The organism is Colwellia sp. MB3u-45 (assembly GCF_014077005.1).
Classification (GTDB): Bacteria; Pseudomonadota; Gammaproteobacteria; order Enterobacterales; family Alteromonadaceae; genus Cognaticolwellia.
Genome location: NZ_JACGVC010000046.1, coordinates 44,047 through 61,462 on the forward strand (window position 1 = coordinate 44,047; position 17,416 = coordinate 61,462).

Here is a 17,416-nt window from a genome sequence, read left to right on the forward strand (position 1 = left end):
ACTGAATCCCTTGGCCTTTAACAATAAATACCTGAACCACTCCCATCTAAAGTAAGCTCTTTTCCATTAGCATCGATGAATTTAATAGGGGCTTTGAGTAGAATAAAAATAGCAACAACATCACAAGGGTATACAGCCAATTTACCCTCTATCTTGCCCACCGTACTCCCAAGCGTCATATCATGAAAACTTCTAATGATAGCTTTGGCTTCATTTGGCTCATACACTCTTTTAATTTCAGCTTCTAAGGCTGGGATAGGTACATCAGACATATAATTTTTTTTAGATGATTGGAATGTAAGCATTTTTATTATTACTCGCTAAAGGCTATTTCAATGAACCGTACTGTTCTTACAAAAAAAGCTAACCACCACAGTCAACCATTTTTCCTTTTCAGGTCTAAGCTACCCTGTTTGGGCAGTGTTCAAGACCTCATATAACCATCTCAAGATATCAATCAGTAGCGACAAAATAGGTCGCTAAATATATTTCATACCAGGCCCTTATGAGAGGAAGACGGCTACACTCACTATTCACCTGTACGAGCGAGAACAACGGTAAATAAGTTTGTTACCGCTATAGCACGCTAGGGTTAATGAGCCCGCATGTTCAACTAATAACATATTCTTCCTGAGGCTCGTCTAGGTCATAGTTTTCAATGGACTTTAACAAACGACGGATCACCCTAGACTTGAGCTGCAAGGGTTCTATAATTTGAATATCTTGAGATTGACTTAAAATCCAATTTTCAAGTTCCAAAGTGTGTAGCAAAGAGATAGTGACCGTATCCCAAGTGTCATCATCGCTTTCAATTTCTTGGGAAGCGTTTACTTCACTTTCATTAAGCAAACGCTTTGCATACCCTCTTACCCGCATTTTCACAACGACTTTTTCACCATTAACAACCACGTCTAAGCTATTCTTTTTAAGATAATCCTTGGCATTAAAATCGCTTTCAAACGTTTCATTTAATAATATTGCATTTCTTACACGGTGAACTAATAAATGCCGCGGTTCGTCATATTGGTAAAAATAGCAAACTAGCACTAATTTTGTGTCACGCACGATCAAACCTAGCGGAGTTATGGTGTGAACTTTAACTGACTTGCCATAACAAATATCAAGTTTACGTTGCTCTAATAAACCTTGTGATATTGTCGATTGAATATTTTCATCAGAAATAACAGGTGAAAGATATAATCCATGAGGCAAACTAGCCACTTTATTTGGCCAAGTACTTATTCTAGCCGCGCTATTTAGCACATCTGCTGACTTCTTAAAAACAGCATCTAATTGCTGATATACAGATAGCGGTAAATGATTTTTTAAATGTCGCTCTACTAGGTGCAAAGACAAAGCTTCCTCGGCTGAAATAGCCGGTAAAAATGCCTGGGCATTATCTTTAGCATAAGACCACTTAAACCCTTCCGGTGAGTCAATACTTATCAAACTAAATACGTCACCTAACTCGACTAGATCACGTTCAACAGTGCGTTTACTGACTGAAAAACCTCTACAATCGAGCGCAGTTAACAGTCGTTTAGCGGTTGTCCAACGTGGATAAACAGGAATTAACTGCATCATACTCATAACACGAACAAGGGTTTTTGATTTAGCTGTGGGCATATAAATGTCTTATCAATACTTGGTTATTATTATCTTTTGGCAAAGACTAGGGTAAAACGTTGCGACATATTACGTCGCAATATTTTCTTATTCTATGCCCCTAAGAAGAAAATTAGCAACTTTACTTTCCAAGTTACGCATCACTCCTTTACTGTTTAAATATGGACAAAGTTAAATACTATGACACCGCAACAACTTCAAACTATTCAATTATCAGAAAAGTTAAGTGCTTTAGAAGCGAGTAACACCATTTACTTAGATTTATCAGCATTATATGACCGACCTTTACATGTTCATACTAAGTTAGTTGAACATTTACCCGATAACCTTATTAATTTTATCAACCTTGAACATTTAGTGTTAACGGGCTTTTATAGTTTAAGGTCATTATCAGTTTTATTTAGTTTAACGAAATTAAAAACCCTAGAGTTAAGTTTATGTGATGCGTTAGGTAATGAAATTGACATACAGTGGCTGAAAAAAATAGCGGTTTTATCGTTAAAAGTTTGTTGTTACTCCCCTGCAAAACCAATAACGCACTTTGAGCAGTTAACACAAATAGGAAAGCTAACAAACCTGACAAAACTAACTATATATGACCTTACTCAGTTAGTTTCGCTCTCAGGCATTGAAAAATTAACTAATTTAACTGAGCTTTCGATTCGAAGTTGCTATGGGCTAGTCTGTATAGACGCAATAACAACTCTGCCAAATTTAACTAAGTTAGAGTTACTAGATTGTGATTCATTAAGTAAGTTAGACGGCTTGATCTTATTACAAAAAATCAGCTATTTATGGCTATGTTTACCACGTTATTCAGGTTCATATAAAGAAATAACTCAGCTAATAAATCTAGAAACATTAGAAATAGACGGTAAAGTATGTAAACAACTTACTTCATTAAATGATTTTTATAAATTAAAAAAACTACAAAGGTTAAGCTTATTGGGAGGTTCGAAATTATTGTCACTTAATGGTATCGAAAATTTACTCATGCTTACTGAATTAACAATTAATGGCTGCCATCAGCTTAAAAATATTGAAGCATTAAGCTCGCTCGATAAGTTAGCTGAATTAGCAATTTATGATTGCCCTCAACTCAAAGAGATTAAAGTACTAAATTCACTCAATAAATTGACAGAATTAAATATTATAGAGTGTAATGCTATTGATAATATTGATTTTGCACAGTGGCAAGTACCTGAATGCTTGAAAAAATTAACACTTTATCATTCGGGTAACTTACATTTATTTAATATAGTTAAGCTAATAAACCTAACGACACTAATCCTGATCGGGAAAAGCAGAGAAAATAAAACAACATGGTGTTCAATCGAAGATATTGGCGAATTACTCTCGGTGCAAGAGCTACTTCTCGCTAGAAGTATCACCATACATTCATTAAAACCTTTAAAGAAGTTATCAAAATTGACCTCGTTAAACCTTGCAGACCGTCAAATAGTTTTAGTAGCTGATACAAAGAAATTGCAGCTGCAATATTTAGAATATATTCATTTAACTGGTTGTGAGCAATTAGAAAACATTAATGTGCAAAACCTCTTGCCCAAATTAATTAAAGTACCAATAGATCATGAGTGCCAGTAACCATAACGGCTGAACTAAATAATATCGCTGCATTGTACAAAAATGCGTTTGTGATCGCTAAATAAAGGGATATTTTGATACTTTTTTAGTGCCCGGACAAATCAAAGTGTATTTAACAAGTGCTAAAACCTAAATATCGTCACGTTCAATTTTCATGTCGATGAAATCGACATAGTGAGTGTTTTACCTATTTTCTTCATTAGGCTCACTAGCTACAACCTACATTAGCAAATAATAAAAATCAGGTATAAAAAAACCTCGAATAACGAGGTTTTAATTACTGCGCAGTGCAACTACAGGTACATCAAAACACTATTCTATATTCTGGATCTGCTCGCGCATTTGCTCAATTAACACTTTTAACTCAACCGCTGAGTTGGTGATATCGGCATTAATAGATTTTGAACCTAAGGTGTTTGCTTCGCGGTTAAACTCTTGCATCATAAAATCTAAACGTCTGCCTTGTGCGCCGCCTTTTTTCAAAATGCTGCGGGTTTCTTTTACGTGACTAAATAGACGGTCAATTTCTTCGTCAACATCCATTTTTTGCGCCAGTAATACCAGTTCTTGCTCAACACGTGATGATTCAAGTTCAATGTTAGCATCGGCAAACTTGTCGGTAATGCGCTTACGTTGCCATGCTATGATTTCTGGCATGTGGCCTTTGACTATATCGGCTTGCTCGATAATACCATCTAAGCGCTGCTCAAGAAGCATCTTAAGGTTTTCACCTTCATCGGTACGAGCAACAATAAAGTCTTTTAATGCTTGATCAAAACCGGCTAGTACTTCTGCTTGAATGGTATTCATGTCAGCTTCTTCCGCTTCCATCACACCAGGCCAGCGCATAATTTCAATAGGGTTTACCGTCGCGTTATTAGCTAAGCTTGCAATGGTATTGGCATGGGTCATTAATTCGCCAGCTAGCTCTGTATTTAAGGTCATTTTACTTTTTTCTGCTGGGTTAGCATTAAAACGTAAATTACATTCTACTTTTCCGCGATTTAATTGCTTGCGAAATCGTTCTCTTAATACTGGCTCTATGCTTCTAAATTGCTCGGGTAAACGAAAATAGGTTTCGAGGAAACGTTGATTAACAGAACGGATTTCCCAAACGGCATTGCCCCATTCGCCCTTAATTTCATGGCGTGCGAACGCTGTCATACTATGGATCATTGAGTTTCCTAAATTTTTTAAATTAACATTGTGGTGAATTATGCCCTAGCTACTACTGGGTATCTACATTAAAAAGGTGTAGTTTGCGAGATCATGGTGGCAATATACCCGCTCCACGTCAATATTAAGTCTTTGCTTGCTGCCAGCGCGCTTTAATATGGTCTGCAACGCGAAACGAGTTGGCATAAATGGTAAAGGTGTAAGGCACACTGCCGCCTGTTGGCATAAATGAAGCGTCTGTAACAAATAAGTTTTCAACCTCATGTGTTTGGCAGTTTTTATTCAATACTGACGTTTTAGGGTCATGACCAAAACGACAACCACCCGCCATTAAGTTGGTGGGGGGCGAACTGCTCACCGATGATGAAACGTTGCTCGCGCCCATTTCTACTAATAACTTTTCAGCTTTTTCAGCGAGATACTCACCTACGTCTAAATCGTGATTATGCGCGCCAATACGTACTTTTGCCACAGGGTCGCCCCACTTATCGGTGACTTCATCATCTAAGGCAACAAAACAATTATCGGTTGGCAACCAGTCATTAAACACTTCAAAACGGAGTGTTTTATAGCTGGTGAATTCAGTTTTCATGCTTTGTTTGAGTGCTTCACCCCAAACTAGTGTTTCACTATTTTGGCTTTCATCATATTGCCACTGCGTGCCTTGTGCACGCGAAATAGGATTTTGATAAAACAAGAAATCTATGGTGCCGCCTTTGGCTTTGCCATCGCGATTAATTCCGGTAAAAGCTTTATCATCAATTTGATACCAGTCTTGTAAAGCACGATTAATAAAAGGCCCTACTTGGGTAAGTTGTGTTTTTTTCTCGTCGGTTAAGTCTTTATAAAAGAAATCACCACGACCCGTTCCACCGGCACTAAAAACTAAATTTTTACCGACTTGGCCGGTATTGTTGGCTAAACCGTTAGGGAATTTTTCGCCTTTGGAAGCCAATAACAAACGTGAGGTTTCAATGGCTTGGCATGCCACTACATAATATTGAGCCTGAACAGTTTTTTTGCGCCCTGCTTGATCATAATAGTGCACGCCAGATATTTCACCTTGGCTATCGGTCGCAATGTTATACACTTTTGCATGCGGTGTTATGGTGCAATTACCCGTAGCCACGGCGTGGTTCAATAATGCCGCTCGGCCACCACCTTTCGCGCCTGACGAACAACCATAACTGCTGCAATAACCTGAATATTCACAGCTATTTCTGCCCATTGCCGGTTGAGATAATATCGCTCTGGGCACTGGCACTGTGTGATAACCTATTTTTTCTGCACTTTCGTCTATCCACGATGAAATGGCATGTTCAGCCAAGGGTGGATAAGGAAAGTCGGTTGAACGAGGTTCTTGATGTGGATGTGCACTGGCTCTGCCTGATACACCAACCACCTTTTCAACTATCGCGTAGTAAGGTTCTAGCTCATCATAACTGATCGGCCAGTCAACGACATTGGCGCCTTTAATGCTGCCAAATTCAGTTTTCAAACGAAAATCTACTGGCTTTAAACGATGAAAGTAGCCACTCATAAAATTTGACGAGCCACCAACTACTGTGCCATTCCAAAAGCTCCAACCCGATTCACTGGTTGCTTGGCCTTGCCAAAAACTTTCACCTGCGGCGTTTTCATATTCTTCTTCAATAACATGCTGTTCGTCTTCAAGTTTAGGGTTGTAAGCATCACGTAAGCTGATCGCAAGTTCATCTTTATAAAACTCTTTTTCTGTTAACCAAGCGCCTTTCTCTAGCACTAACACTTTAGCACCGGCGTTGGCTAAGGTATAAGCTACTGGTGAAGCACCTGCGCCACTACCCACTATACAAATATCATATTTCATGCTTTTCGAGTTCCTGTTTGCTTGCCCATATATTGCTGATGGCTGACAATTTGTGTGCTTGTTGTCTTGGAAAACGGCGCTTTGTTACTCAGCACAATAGGTTGTTTACCGGGTAATTCATAATAACGCTGCCCAGCTTGAGGTAAGGGAAAACCCGCTTGATGATCTAACCATTGCCAACCTATACCATTAGGATTACCACCATAACTTGGCGGTGTCAGCATGGCCTCGAAAATATAGCTAACTAAATTACTTAACCAATTCTCGCCCGCGCGTGAGCGACTAATGGCCCGCAATATTTTTTCTTTTTCATCAAAGCTTAAGAGCACAAAGTTTTTCTGTAATTCACTGTTGCTGAAACCATTTAGCCAGCCCACGCCTTTATAAATAAATTCAATTTCATCGCTGTCGGTGGGCTGTTGAAACACGACATTATATAAATACTGTGTTGCTTGAATTTCTTTTGCACTAGGGCCCGTTGGCGACTCAGGTAATAAATGCGTAAGTACCGCTTCAAGGGTTAACCAAGGGTCAGTTTTCAATACTTGGGCAAATTGCTCACCAGCCAGTGTTGACCAAGCGCGTAATGGCATAGCGGCAACCATAGTCGCGCCCGCTGCAGATTTTAGTGCACTGCGCCTGGAAACTTTCTTTTGTAGCCATTTGGGCGTGCGAAAATTTTCATCAAAAAATGAGTTCACTAGCGACATTGCTGTGTTCGTTGTTTGCTTTCGAACCATAGCTTTAACCTTTTGCACTTGCGTCATTTAAATTTTCCTTATTATTTTTTACCTGCCATTTTGCGAGAAAAGTCAGCCAGTACTGCGCAGAATACTGCAAGTCGTCAAGTAATTCAGCGGTATCTTTGGACAACAACATTTGGCCGGTATTGGTTGAAACATACATATGCGGGTAACCTTGCACGGGTGGCAATGACTTCATAAAAGCTTCGTTTTCATTGCTGTCACTCACGCTTATTTTAAGCAGAACATAATTATCATGCAGCGCTTGGTAAATTTTAGGATTTTTCGCTAGAAAAGCATCCATTTTATGACACCAAGTACACCAATTGCCGCCAATTTCAATTAACACATTTCTGTTACTGGCTTGCGCGATGACAATAGCTGCTTGCGCGTCTTTAAACGGATCGCGCTTATCGTCATAAACTTTACTGTATAATGGCAATTCGTTTGCAGTAGCAATTGTTGACGGGTGTGCAGAAGCTTGCGCACTTACTGGGCTGGTGAGCAATAAACTTGATAACAATACACTCGCTAACCATAAAACAATAAACAGCTGAAATTTCATAAATTCTCTCTACGTCAATAATATTCAATGGCCACTAACAACAAACCCACAATAGAGTGACCTTATATTAATTAACTATATTTCAAAATACTTGTAACGTCATTATGTCAAATTGCTATCCGAACGATTATAATGCGCAGCAATTATACTATGATAGGAAATGCAACATGCGTCCAAGCGGCAGAACTTTAGGGCAAATACGTCCTGTAACCATTACGCGTCAATTTACCGCTCATGCAGAAGGCTCAGTGCTTATTGAGTTTGGTGATACCAAAGTTATATGTACCGCTACAGTGGAAACCGGTGTACCGCGTTTTATGAAAGGCCAGGGCAAAGGTTGGATCAACGCTGAATACGGCATGTTACCTCGCTCTACTCACACGCGTATGCGTCGCGAAGCTGCCAATGGCAAACAAAGCGGTCGCACCTTAGAGATTTCTCGTTTAATCGCGCGTTCATTGCGTGCTGCGGTTGATTTAGCTGCATTGGGTGAAAATACTATTACGATTGATTGTGATGTTATTCAAGCTGACGGTGGCACACGTACCGCTTCAATTACCGGCGCTTGTGTCGCTTTGGTTGATGCACTAAACCATATGCGCGCTAAAGGTATTATTAATAACAATCCCCTTAAGCACATGATTGCCGCTGTTTCTGTGGGTATCTATAAAGGTGAAGCGATTTCTGATTTAGAATATGTTGAAGATTCAGCCGCTGACACTGACATGAACGTTGTCATGACCGAAACCGGCAAGTTAATTGAAGTGCAAGGCACAGCTGAAGAAGAACCCTTTAGCTTTGACGAAATGCAACAAATGCTCGCACTTGCTAAGAACAGTATTAATGAACTGTTTGATATTCAAAAAACTGCTTTAAATTAAGCCAGACAGGAGCTAATTATGAAAGATTATCAACGCGAATTTATTGAATTTGCTTTAGCTAAACAAGTGTTACGTTTTGGCGAATTCACCTTAAAGTCAGGCCGTATTAGTCCTTATTTTTTCAATGCGGGTTTATTCAATACCGGTGGTGATTTAGCACGTTTAGGACGTTTTTATGCCGCGGCATTGCAAGATTCTAGCATTGACTACAATTTGTTGTTTGGCCCTGCTTACAAAGGCATTCCTATTGCCACCACCACAGCAGTTGCACTTTCTGACAGTTACAATATTGATATGCCATATTGCTTTAACCGCAAAGAAGCTAAAACCCACGGTGAAGGTGGCAGCTTAGTAGGCTCACCCCTTGAAGGTAAAGTGATGCTGGTTGATGATGTCATCACCGCAGGCACTGCCATTCGTGAGTCAATGCAAATTATTCAGGCTCACGGTGCTGAATTATCCGGTGTACTGATTGCCTTAGACCGACAAGAAAAAGGCCAAGCAGAGCTTTCTGCCATTCAAGAAGTTGAGCGCGACTTTAATACCAAGGTCATTTCTATTGTTACCTTGGCTGACTTAATCAGCTACTTGGAAGAAAAACCAGACATGACTGACAGCTTGGCTAGCATTAAAAAATATCGTGAAGATTACGGTATTTAAGTAATAAATTAACTCTTGCTATAGTCAGCAAATAGTAGTGTCACCAAACGTAAAAAGCCTGCAAAATTGCAGGCTTTTTTGTTACTAAAAATCGTATCACAGGCTCAGCGATCACTAGGCCGTTAGCTCAAATTGATAGCTTGCTGATTTTTCATAGGCTTGATTAATAGTAGCGTAAAATTTTTCAATGCGGCCCGCTCTTTCATCAACCGCTAATGGTCGGCTTGGCACTAAGGCTTCTTGCGCTGATAAGGTTTGGGCAATTTGACGATCAAAAGCTTTACTACTGTCATTATTTTCAAGGCTAGTGTCACTTTGCAGCAGCGCTTTATCAGGATATAACTGACCTAACGGCGGCTTAGCCTCAACATTGTCAGCACTGATATTCGTTAACTCTGCCTGAGCTTCTAAAATAATACTAGCCGCCGAAGCAGCAACGCGAATATCTTGTGCTGATGGATTAGCCGGTGCTAAGGCAGCCGCTTGCACTTTATTCATTTTAGCAATGGTTTCTGTTGGCTCACCTGCAATAGGCGTTAAATCAACAGAGACTTCACCAGCAACAGCATATTTTTTACCATTTGGACCAATTTCATATGAATAAGATGGCGCGCCAGTAAATGAACCACCAACGCCAGCATGAGCGTTTTCATGATTACGCACCGCTTTATCGCGATTTTCCAAGCTGCGAATAATTTGTGTATTGGCCAACTCTTCCGCACTCGATTGTTGGTCACTACTTGCACTTTTTTGCCCCGGTTTTGCTTCTCCAGAGCTGTCGCTATTTTGCTTATTAGCCTCTTGTTCTGAGTGCTTTGCTGAGTCTTGCCCTGAGCTATTGCCTGAGCCATCACCTGAACTATTGTGTGAACTATTACCAATAACATCGTTAGCGAGCTCAGCTTGTTTACGTAAGCTGGCAAAATCTACTTGCTGATTGTTTTGTGCGGGAGTGCGGCCACGCTCTTTGTCAGAGGCCGGACCTTTTTCGGCGCCTGATTGACTCGATGGCTCAGGCTTTGTGATGACTTCTCTTTGCTGATTTTCACGACGTAAGCTATCTGTCTGCAGGTTTACCACAGTTTGTATGGGTAGATGAGTGTTTTGTGGCGTGATATTCATAACCGCTAAACGGTAACGTCCAATAACGAGCCTAAGTTTTCATCGGCTGATTGCATCACTTCAACAGATGCCTTCGCTTGAAATTCTGCCACACGCAAATCTATGAGTGACTGCGTTAGGTTTACCGGACTATCACCCTTTTGTTGAGCTAGCTCGTTAACATTAGCCACAGGAGCATTACTTGCTTGAGCGACGCCATAAGATTCCGCAGCTAGGCTAGTACTAGTCGCTATATTTTCGGCCGCTTTAAAAACATCTTCATTCGCTTTTTGAAGGCCTTGTGCACCAAGATTAAAGGCGGATTGAATTTCCACAAAATACTCCTCAATGATTACTGACACTTACGCTGTACTTATACTCTGTAGTTATACTCTGTAGTTATACTCTGTAGTTATACTCTGTAGTTATCTGCTAAATTTACGGTTCAACTTAACATTCAGTTGCCTGCTCAATTATCAACCAAAAGTGTTAAAAAGTAAACCGTTACTCTTTAACTAAGATGTTCAGTTAACCAGCTTTTCAATATCGCTAAAAACTCAGCCTGATGAGATATAAATGGCGCATGTGAGGCTTGTTCAAATATATAACTTTGGCTGTGAGGGGCAAGTTGATCAATCAAAGCAATAACTTGTTTGGGTACTAAACCATCAAGCTTGCCGTATAGGCGTAAAAATGGTTGATGAATATTTTGTAGCTGCAAAGACAAATCTGAGCTTTCTAATAAACTTAATGAGTCGTCTAACACCTGTCGCGTAGGCTGTTCATATTGCATAACTAGCTCACGAATTTTTTTAATGTCTTGGCGAATATCTGGACTACCCATAGCTTGAATTTTCAAAAAATTACTAATAGTTTTTGTCGTGTCTTGAGCAAGTTGTTGATGAAACAATGCCAAAACACTGGCCTTAATGCCCGGCCAATTATCTTGTGCTACAAACTGTGGCGAGCTCGCCACAGTGACTAGCCCTAACACTTGCGCTGGGTGCTGAATAGCCATTTGACTGGCGACTAATCCCCCTAACGACCAACCAATATAAACGGCGGGTTTAGCGACCGCTTGTACAATAGCCTCTGCTATCTCAACTAATGAATATTGAGTCAGTTGTACTGCTTTATTAGTCGCAAAGCCTGGCAGATCAACGGTGATCACTTGAAAGTTGGCTTGCAGCTGCGCTAAACAGGGTTGCCAAACAGCCGAATTAAGGCCCCAACCATGGATGAATACCAAAGGAATACCTTGGCCTTGGCTGGTAATTTTTAATCTTTCTGCCATGCTCTTTTTCATGCTGAGTGTCATGCTTAATGTGCTCAATATCCGGTAGGCGCACAGTTTAACCAAAGGAGGCTGAAAATGGAATTTAGCAGCAAGCGCAATAGGGAAATACTATTAACTTTACAGCAGACATTGCGCCAAGAGATGAAAAAAGTCAGCCTAAAAATAAGCGGCTGCTCCTTATGTGGTAACACTTGCCAACATCACCCATTACTTTGTCAGTATTGCCAAGCAGATTTACCTTATTTTAATCACCAACATCTACCTTATGATTTATTATTATGGCCCGCCGTTACAAAACTGATCCCCATCAAACATTTTGATCACCTATTAGCCATTGCGCCTTATGTGTGGCCCTTCAATACTTGGGTTAGTCAGTTAAAATATCAACATAAAACCGAATTAGCCGAGCTGTTATCTTATCTCCTTATTCAGCACTGGCAGCAATATCTTAGCCTTGAACAAACAGATTTAACGCCCGACAACATCTGGGTCGTGCCGGTGCCATTACATTTAAAAAAGTGGCAAGAACGCGGGTTTAACCAAGCAGACCTGATTGCGCGCAAGTTCGCCCAAAGTGTTGGTTATCTTTATCAAGCAGATCTTGTGATCAGGAAAAAATTGACAGACAGTCAGGTGGGTAAGTCAGGTGCTGAACGCAGAAAAAATTTAAAACAAGCTTTTAGCTTACATATCAAGCCAAAGGCAAGCTTACCTGAGCATGTTATTTTGATTGATGATGTGGTGACCACAGGCACAACCGCCAATGAAATTTGTAAGCTGCTAAAAAAAAATGGAGTGCAAAGTATTACACTCCTGAGTTTATGTTTAGCGATTCCTAGCTAGCGCTTTATTCTGCCAAGTTGGCACTAAAGGCTTTAGCAAAGAATAAACTGTTGGCAATAATCTTCATACTGCCCAAAAAGTAGCCACGAAAAGCTAGGTTGTCAGTACTCGCAATAATCCGACCTTTACCGACATTGTGAGCCACCAGTGTCGGGTTATTCGCTAAACGATTCACTAAATTTTTATCGGTATAACCACTAAGCAAAGGTACATTACTGTATTTTGCTACCGTTATAAATGGCTGCGATGTTTGCTCCATAATTATGGTGCTATTTCGAAATACCGGTAACTTAATGTTTTGATAACCGTATGCTAGCGGATGACTGACATCTAATTCAGCTTGAAAAATAGCGCCAGCAATACGTTTGCGACCCGCCAGTTGCTCTTTATCACCATAAGTTAATTTATCCGTATCAAATAATTGGTCAATATGCGCTTTACTGACAAAATCAATTTTTAATAATTCTATTTCTGAGAACCAAAGTGCGGCGCGTTTTTGACCAAATAGCACGCCACCATTAGCTAACCATGCAGTTAATTCACTCTGTACCTTGCTGTCTAACGCATTATATCGGCCATCAACCATAATTATATGGCTATAGTCAGCTAAATTAATCGCGGTTAAGCGTGGCATTTCAACGACCGTGACCGGAATTTCCAGTAGACTATCAAGATAGTAAAGCATTTCACCTGCTTCATATTGAGATACCCCTTTACCACCCACCAATAATACTTTCGGCGCTGAAACTGGCCGAAATGAACTACTGCCAATATCAATGCCCTTTGCGGTTAATCCCGTATCTAAAGCGTTAAGCGCTATCTGGCTTTTAGCCGCAAAGTCAGTAAGAATACTACGCCAGTTTTCCACTTGCTGAGTACCCGCTGGTATAATAATAGTGCCTTGTTCGAAGGTTTTAACTGCGCCATTAACTGTCGCGGAAAACGCCTTAGTGGCTACTTTTGCCTTGATCTTAGCCTTGGTAATTTTATTTAACAGTTTGGGCGCTAAAAAATCATGCCATTCAAACGCATAGGCGTAAGCCGACTTGCTGACATCAGCAGCTTTTACAGCGCTAGGTTGCCATGGTTTTTCTTCAGTTTTTAAACCCCAAGTACGTCCAACAGGTGCAAATTTTATGTTCATGGCGAGTGGTAACGTCCAGCCTGAGACATCATAAAAGGTGTTATCTTGAAAGCTTTGTTGTTGATTAAATAGCGCTTTAATCACTCGGTATTGCGGCTGCTCTAATGGAATATAATAACTATACTGAGCAAAATAAGTTAACTCATTAATTTTATAATCTTGCTTAAGGGGATACACCTTAATTTGATGTTGCTGCAACTTATTTAAAAAAGTCTCTAGGCGATAATGATCTTTGGTTTCAGTAAAAATATAACCATTAAAGTTTTCATCACTGGCTTTTTTTTGTGCCTGTTGATAGAAGTCTTGTCGATAAGCTTTAAATTTTTGTTGGTTTTTCCACGCACCTTCAATGGTTGATAACGACGTTAACACATGGTTTTGTATACCGTATTCAAAAGTCAGTAAGCCATTAACAGTATCTTGTTGTAAACCTCGACTACTGGCTTGTTCAAACAAAATACCAATGCCACCATTAATGTCTGGATACGTTGAGCCCTTGCCGTAATAAAAATCATCAAAGCTTTCTTCACTGTAATATAAACGCTGTTTTTCATCGAGTGCTTTGGCGTGATAGGTCGCGAGTAACCGCGTTAGCTCGGTATTTTTTTCTGGTGTTAGCGGATGCGTTCGTGTGGGAATACCTGGCTGAAAAAAATAGCTGCTATTAGCGCCCATTTCATGAAAATCACCTAAAACATTTGGCTGGTATTGATGAAAATAAGGTAGGCGATTTTGACTTTCTTTTTGCGACAATAGCAACCAATCGCGGTTTAAATCAAAACCAAAATGATTGGTACGGCCCGTGCGCCAGTTTTGATGATGTTCGATATGGTTTGGATCTGAATTCTCAGCTATACCACTATGTGTCGCCACCCAATTAACAAATCGATCCATGCCGTCTGGGTTAATGCTCGGCTCTATCACAATAATAGTGTCGTTCAGCATATCGGCCACGGTTTTATCTTGCGATGCGGCTAAATGATAAGCCAGCACCATAGCCGCATTAGTACCGCTAATTTCATCACCATGCACACTATAACCTAACCAAACTACAATAGGGTCTTTAGCAGAAGCGACTATATCTGAGCGCCGTGCTAAAATTTTCTCAAGGTTATTTAAGTTTTCAGGACTTGAAATAGTTAATAAAATTTGTGAGCGAAACTGTGTAGTTCGACCCATTTCTTCAATTTGGAGGCGAGTTGACGATGCCGCGACTTGCTCTAGATAGTTTATTACTTGATCATGGCGTGGATGGCGTTCACCAATACCAAAGCCCAAAGTTGATTCTGGCGTTGGCACTTTTTCGCTATAAACTGCGCCCTTGGGCAAGTATGTACTTACATTGGCACTAAAAACGGTAAACGAAGCACTTAATAAACAAAATATTACAATTCGATACAACGATAACAACATACGAGATCTCCTGATTCAATAGTTAGATAAAATAACAAAATAATGCCATATGAACTAGTTATCTCGCGATAATTGCCCATTTATCTGTTTTATTGTTAACTTTTCAGCTGCTGGCTATATAAATTATGCTATCTAGGACTAGCACCAAATGACAGACAAGCGTAAAATTGTTATACTTGAGTAAAATAGTCGGGTATTGAAAAGTTCAAGCCCAGTAGGGAGAGTAAATAGTATGATGGTTAACATTTCAGAAACTGCACAAGAACACTTTGTAAAACTACTTTCTGGGCAAGCTGAAGGTACGAGTATCCGTGTGTTTGTTGTAAACCCGGGTACAGCAAGCGCTGAATGTGGTGTATCCTACTGTCCGGCTGACGCTATAGAAGCTGACGACATTGAATTAAAGTTTGAAAACTTTTCAGCTTACATAGACGCCGACAGTAAGACTTATTTAGAAGAAGCAGAAATAGATTTCACCTCTGACCAAATGGGCTCGCAATTAACCTTAAAAGCGCCAAATGCTAAGTTACGTAAAGTTGCCGATGACGCGCCATTATTTGAGCGTGTTGATTACTTCTTAAAAGCTGAGGTTAACCCTCAGCTAGCGAGTCATGGCGGCGATTGTACGCTAATGGAAATCACTGAAGACGGTTATGCTGTATTACAATTTGGCGGTGGCTGTAATGGTTGTGCCCAAATCGATGTTACCGTTAAAGACGGCATTGAGAAGCAATTGATCGAAATGATGGCGGGTGAAATCAAAGGCGTAAAAGATATGACAGAGCATGAGCGTGGCGAACACTCATACTACTAATAACCTGCTGTTGTCAGTAATGTTTTAATGTCATTATTAGAAAGAATAGGCCAAGATCCACAACGCAGTATGCAGCGTTTTCTCAGTGGACTTGGTCTTTTTATTATCGGCGTTTGTTTTATATTTCTCGGTTACTATCAGCACTATCTTTGGCAAATGCTCGGCGTGGTTATTTTAGCTGTCGGTTGTCTGCTGGCTATTTACGCTTATATCGGATTATTTGCTAATCGTTTGTATCATATATTTAATCGTACTAAGCGTTAAAAAGTGCTAGAAAGTATGCTTATTTCGATGATAATGCCAAGCTAATGTAATACCGCGTGCTAACATAAATATTGAAAATGCCGCCCACAGACCATGATTACCATAATCCTTTAATAGCCACCATACCGGAAAAAAGCAGCCAAAAGTGGCGATTATCATGCTATTTCTCATAATATGCGCCTGCATCAAACCAATATACACACCGTCATATAAATAACACCAACAGGCCAGTAAGGGTAAAGCGACAATCCAAAATAAATGTTGCTGGGCATAATCAACCACAGCCGATATATCGGAGATACTGACAATAAAATAATTGCCCGCCAGATAAAACAATAAACTATAAGCGAGCGCAAATATGCCAGTCCAAAAAAGCGCAATATTGACACTGACAAACATGCTTTTTTGATTATTCTCTCCTTTCGCCTTACCTACCATCACTTCCGCTGCATTGGCCACACCGTCTAAACCAAACGATATTAATAACAAAAAATTCATCAAGATAGCATTAGCAGCAATCACATCGTCACCTAATCGAGCACCTTGAAAGGTCATAAAAATAAAGCATATTTCTAAACATAAAGTGCGAATTAATATATCTCGATTCAGTTTAAAATAGCTTAACAAAGCGGTTCGCTCTAGAGCCGCAGCAAACATTTGCTGTGCGCTTGCAAATAAGCCCATAAACTTTTGTTTAAAGTTATTGTATACAAAGGCTAAGCCGATAAATAAGCCACTATATTCTGCAATCAGCGTTGCCATAGCCACACCTTTAACTTGCCAAGCAAAACCAATAACAAAGAGTAAATCTAGGCCTAAGTTAATCAAGTTAGTGGCAATAATTAACCACATCACTACTTTGGCTTGGTGATTACCCAGCAACCAACCCAAAATAACTAAATTAGCCAGTGCGGCTGGCAAACCCCAAATGCGAATGGCGCTATATTCTTGCGCATAAAACTGCACTTGCTCAGAGCCACCGGCTAATGATAGTGCAAGATCAAGGTAAAAATTCTGAAATACAATAACGACCAAACCAATGGCAAACGCAACAATAATCCCGCGTAGCAATATCAAACAACTTAATGCATTATTTTTTTGGCCAAACGCCTGCGCTGATAAGCCGGTAGTCGACATACGTAAAAAGCCACACAACCAAGTGATGGCGGTAATGATCATGGCGCCAACCGTACTGCCGCCTAAATAATAAGAATATTCTAGGTGGCCAATAACAGCGGTATCAACTAAACCTAGCAAAGGCGCAGTAATGTTTGACAAAATCATGGGTAAAGCAAGAATAAATAACTGCTTATGGCGTTCTATATTTGTGAATTTCAAAAAAAAGCCAACCTTTATGGCAAATAAACTGTTTAAATAGTTGAAAAAAAGCTACTTTACCTAAGCGCCTAACGCTCTATCAATACCTCGGGAAGAT

General features: G+C 40.0%; 17 protein-coding genes. 6 read left to right on the top strand and 11 right to left on the bottom strand.

The genetic code is table 11. The features are described from left to right. Nucleotides 1–17: 17 nt before the first annotated feature. A complete protein-coding gene (locus tag H4J41_RS08995) occupies nucleotides 18–305 on the bottom strand; it encodes a hypothetical protein (protein ID WP_182135793.1) in 288 nt (95 codons plus the stop codon). 304 nt (nucleotides 306–609) lie between these two features. Continuing rightward, nucleotides 610–1,626, bottom strand: a complete 1,017-nt coding sequence (locus H4J41_RS09000) for a YafY family protein (protein WP_182135794.1) — start codon at nucleotides 1,624–1,626, stop codon at nucleotides 610–612. A gap of 180 nt (nucleotides 1,627–1,806) precedes the next feature. Here H4J41_RS09000 and H4J41_RS09005 point away from each other — a divergent pair, with 180 nt between their 5' ends. Beyond that, on the top strand, nucleotides 1,807–3,231 hold the full coding sequence (locus H4J41_RS09005; protein WP_182135795.1) for a hypothetical protein: 1,425 nt from the start codon (nucleotides 1,807–1,809) through the stop codon (nucleotides 3,229–3,231). A 312-nt stretch (nucleotides 3,232–3,543) separates the two neighbouring features. Here the strand turns inward: H4J41_RS09005 and H4J41_RS09010 are convergent, their stop codons facing one another. The 4 genes from H4J41_RS09010 to H4J41_RS09025 form a co-directional block, all read right to left on the bottom strand. Further along, nucleotides 3,544–4,407, bottom strand: coding sequence for a YicC/YloC family endoribonuclease (locus H4J41_RS09010; RefSeq protein WP_182135796.1), 864 nt, complete (start codon nucleotides 4,405–4,407; stop codon nucleotides 3,544–3,546). Nucleotides 4,408–4,531: 124 nt separating this feature from the next. Next, nucleotides 4,532–6,256: a GMC family oxidoreductase gene (locus H4J41_RS09015; RefSeq protein ID WP_182135797.1), complete on the bottom strand. Its 1,725-nt coding sequence runs from the start codon at nucleotides 6,254–6,256 to the stop codon at nucleotides 4,532–4,534. After that, nucleotides 6,253–7,023 carry a gluconate 2-dehydrogenase subunit 3 family protein gene (locus tag H4J41_RS09020; RefSeq protein WP_259364423.1) on the bottom strand — a complete coding sequence of 257 codons (771 nt, stop codon included), beginning with the start codon at nucleotides 7,021–7,023 and terminating at the stop codon, nucleotides 6,253–6,255. Before H4J41_RS09020 ends, H4J41_RS09015 begins: the two co-directional genes overlap by 4 nt. Further along, complete coding sequence (locus tag H4J41_RS09025) at nucleotides 7,001–7,564, bottom strand: thioredoxin family protein (RefSeq protein WP_182135798.1); 564 nt, start codon at nucleotides 7,562–7,564, stop codon at nucleotides 7,001–7,003. Before H4J41_RS09025 ends, H4J41_RS09020 begins: the two co-directional genes overlap by 23 nt. A gap of 167 nt (nucleotides 7,565–7,731) precedes the next feature. On the opposite strand from H4J41_RS09025, the gene rph reads away from it, so the two are divergent. Together rph and pyrE are read left to right on the top strand one after the other, a co-directional pair. Further along, a complete protein-coding gene (rph, locus tag H4J41_RS09030; protein ID WP_146879660.1) occupies nucleotides 7,732–8,445 on the top strand; it encodes a ribonuclease PH in 714 nt (237 codons plus the stop codon). Between the two features lie 18 nt (nucleotides 8,446–8,463). Next, nucleotides 8,464–9,105: an orotate phosphoribosyltransferase gene (pyrE, locus tag H4J41_RS09035; RefSeq protein ID WP_182135799.1), complete on the top strand. Its 642-nt coding sequence runs from the start codon at nucleotides 8,464–8,466 to the stop codon at nucleotides 9,103–9,105. Between the two features lie 114 nt (nucleotides 9,106–9,219). Here the strand turns inward: pyrE and H4J41_RS09040 are convergent, their stop codons facing one another. From H4J41_RS09040 to bioH, 3 genes are all read right to left on the bottom strand, one after another. After that, on the bottom strand, nucleotides 9,220–10,227 hold the full coding sequence (locus H4J41_RS09040) for a putative metalloprotease CJM1_0395 family protein (protein WP_182135800.1): 1,008 nt from the start codon (nucleotides 10,225–10,227) through the stop codon (nucleotides 9,220–9,222). A gap of 5 nt (nucleotides 10,228–10,232) precedes the next feature. Beyond that, on the bottom strand, nucleotides 10,233–10,541 hold the full coding sequence (locus H4J41_RS09045; RefSeq protein WP_182135801.1) for a hypothetical protein: 309 nt from the start codon (nucleotides 10,539–10,541) through the stop codon (nucleotides 10,233–10,235). Nucleotides 10,542–10,717: 176 nt separating this feature from the next. After that, nucleotides 10,718–11,500: a pimeloyl-ACP methyl ester esterase BioH gene (gene bioH, locus H4J41_RS09050; protein ID WP_259364422.1), complete on the bottom strand. Its 783-nt coding sequence runs from the start codon at nucleotides 11,498–11,500 to the stop codon at nucleotides 10,718–10,720. A 78-nt stretch (nucleotides 11,501–11,578) separates the two neighbouring features. On the opposite strand from bioH, the gene H4J41_RS09055 reads away from it, so the two are divergent. Continuing rightward, the gene (locus tag H4J41_RS09055; protein ID WP_182135803.1) at nucleotides 11,579–12,346 is read left to right on the top strand and encodes a ComF family protein; all 768 of its coding nucleotides are present in this window, start codon (nucleotides 11,579–11,581) and stop codon (nucleotides 12,344–12,346) included. Between the two features lie 4 nt (nucleotides 12,347–12,350). Here the strand turns inward: H4J41_RS09055 and H4J41_RS09060 are convergent, their stop codons facing one another. Continuing rightward, entirely contained in the window at nucleotides 12,351–14,903 is a 2,553-nt protein-coding gene (locus H4J41_RS09060; RefSeq protein ID WP_182135804.1) for a M14 family zinc carboxypeptidase, read from the bottom strand. 235 nt (nucleotides 14,904–15,138) lie between these two features. Here H4J41_RS09060 and nfuA point away from each other — a divergent pair, with 235 nt between their 5' ends. Then, nucleotides 15,139–15,717: a Fe-S biogenesis protein NfuA gene (gene nfuA / locus H4J41_RS09065; RefSeq protein WP_182135896.1), complete on the top strand. Its 579-nt coding sequence runs from the start codon at nucleotides 15,139–15,141 to the stop codon at nucleotides 15,715–15,717. Nucleotides 15,718–15,744: 27 nt separating this feature from the next. After that, nucleotides 15,745–15,981, top strand: coding sequence for a hypothetical protein (locus H4J41_RS09070; RefSeq protein WP_182135805.1), 237 nt, complete (start codon nucleotides 15,745–15,747; stop codon nucleotides 15,979–15,981). 6 nt (nucleotides 15,982–15,987) lie between these two features. On the opposite strand, the gene H4J41_RS09075 is transcribed toward H4J41_RS09070, so the two are convergent. Further along, nucleotides 15,988–17,319, bottom strand: a complete 1,332-nt coding sequence (locus tag H4J41_RS09075; protein ID WP_259364421.1) for an MATE family efflux transporter — start codon at nucleotides 17,317–17,319, stop codon at nucleotides 15,988–15,990. Nucleotides 17,320–17,416 lie beyond the last annotated feature (97 nt).

Excerpts from the sequence above, each read along its gene's own strand:
- H4J41_RS09020 (WP_259364423.1), bottom strand. The coding sequence starts at position 7,023 with ATGACGCAAGTGCAAAAGGTTAAAGCTATGGTTCGAAAGCAAACAACG.
- H4J41_RS09040 (WP_182135800.1), bottom strand. The coding sequence starts at position 10,227 with ATGAATATCACGCCACAAAACACTCATCTACCCATACAAACTGTGGTA.
- H4J41_RS09060 (WP_182135804.1), bottom strand. The coding sequence starts at position 14,903 with ATGTTGTTATCGTTGTATCGAATTGTAATATTTTGTTTATTAAGTGCT.
- H4J41_RS09025 (WP_182135798.1), bottom strand. The coding sequence starts at position 7,564 with ATGAAATTTCAGCTGTTTATTGTTTTATGGTTAGCGAGTGTATTGTTA.
- H4J41_RS08995 (WP_182135793.1), bottom strand. The coding sequence starts at position 305 with ATGCTTACATTCCAATCATCTAAAAAAAATTATATGTCTGATGTACCT.
- nfuA (WP_182135896.1), top strand. The coding sequence starts at position 15,139 with ATGGTTAACATTTCAGAAACTGCACAAGAACACTTTGTAAAACTACTT.
- pyrE (WP_182135799.1), top strand. The coding sequence starts at position 8,464 with ATGAAAGATTATCAACGCGAATTTATTGAATTTGCTTTAGCTAAACAA.
- bioH (WP_259364422.1), bottom strand. The coding sequence starts at position 11,500 with ATGGCAGAAAGATTAAAAATTACCAGCCAAGGCCAAGGTATTCCTTTG.
- H4J41_RS09010 (WP_182135796.1), bottom strand. The coding sequence starts at position 4,407 with ATGATCCATAGTATGACAGCGTTCGCACGCCATGAAATTAAGGGCGAA.
- H4J41_RS09000 (WP_182135794.1), bottom strand. The coding sequence starts at position 1,626 with ATGCCCACAGCTAAATCAAAAACCCTTGTTCGTGTTATGAGTATGATG.
- rph (WP_146879660.1), top strand. The coding sequence starts at position 7,732 with ATGCGTCCAAGCGGCAGAACTTTAGGGCAAATACGTCCTGTAACCATT.
- H4J41_RS09070 (WP_182135805.1), top strand. The coding sequence starts at position 15,745 with ATGTCATTATTAGAAAGAATAGGCCAAGATCCACAACGCAGTATGCAG.
- H4J41_RS09015 (WP_182135797.1), bottom strand. The coding sequence starts at position 6,256 with ATGAAATATGATATTTGTATAGTGGGTAGTGGCGCAGGTGCTTCACCA.
- H4J41_RS09055 (WP_182135803.1), top strand. The coding sequence starts at position 11,579 with ATGGAATTTAGCAGCAAGCGCAATAGGGAAATACTATTAACTTTACAG.
- H4J41_RS09005 (WP_182135795.1), top strand. The coding sequence starts at position 1,807 with ATGACACCGCAACAACTTCAAACTATTCAATTATCAGAAAAGTTAAGT.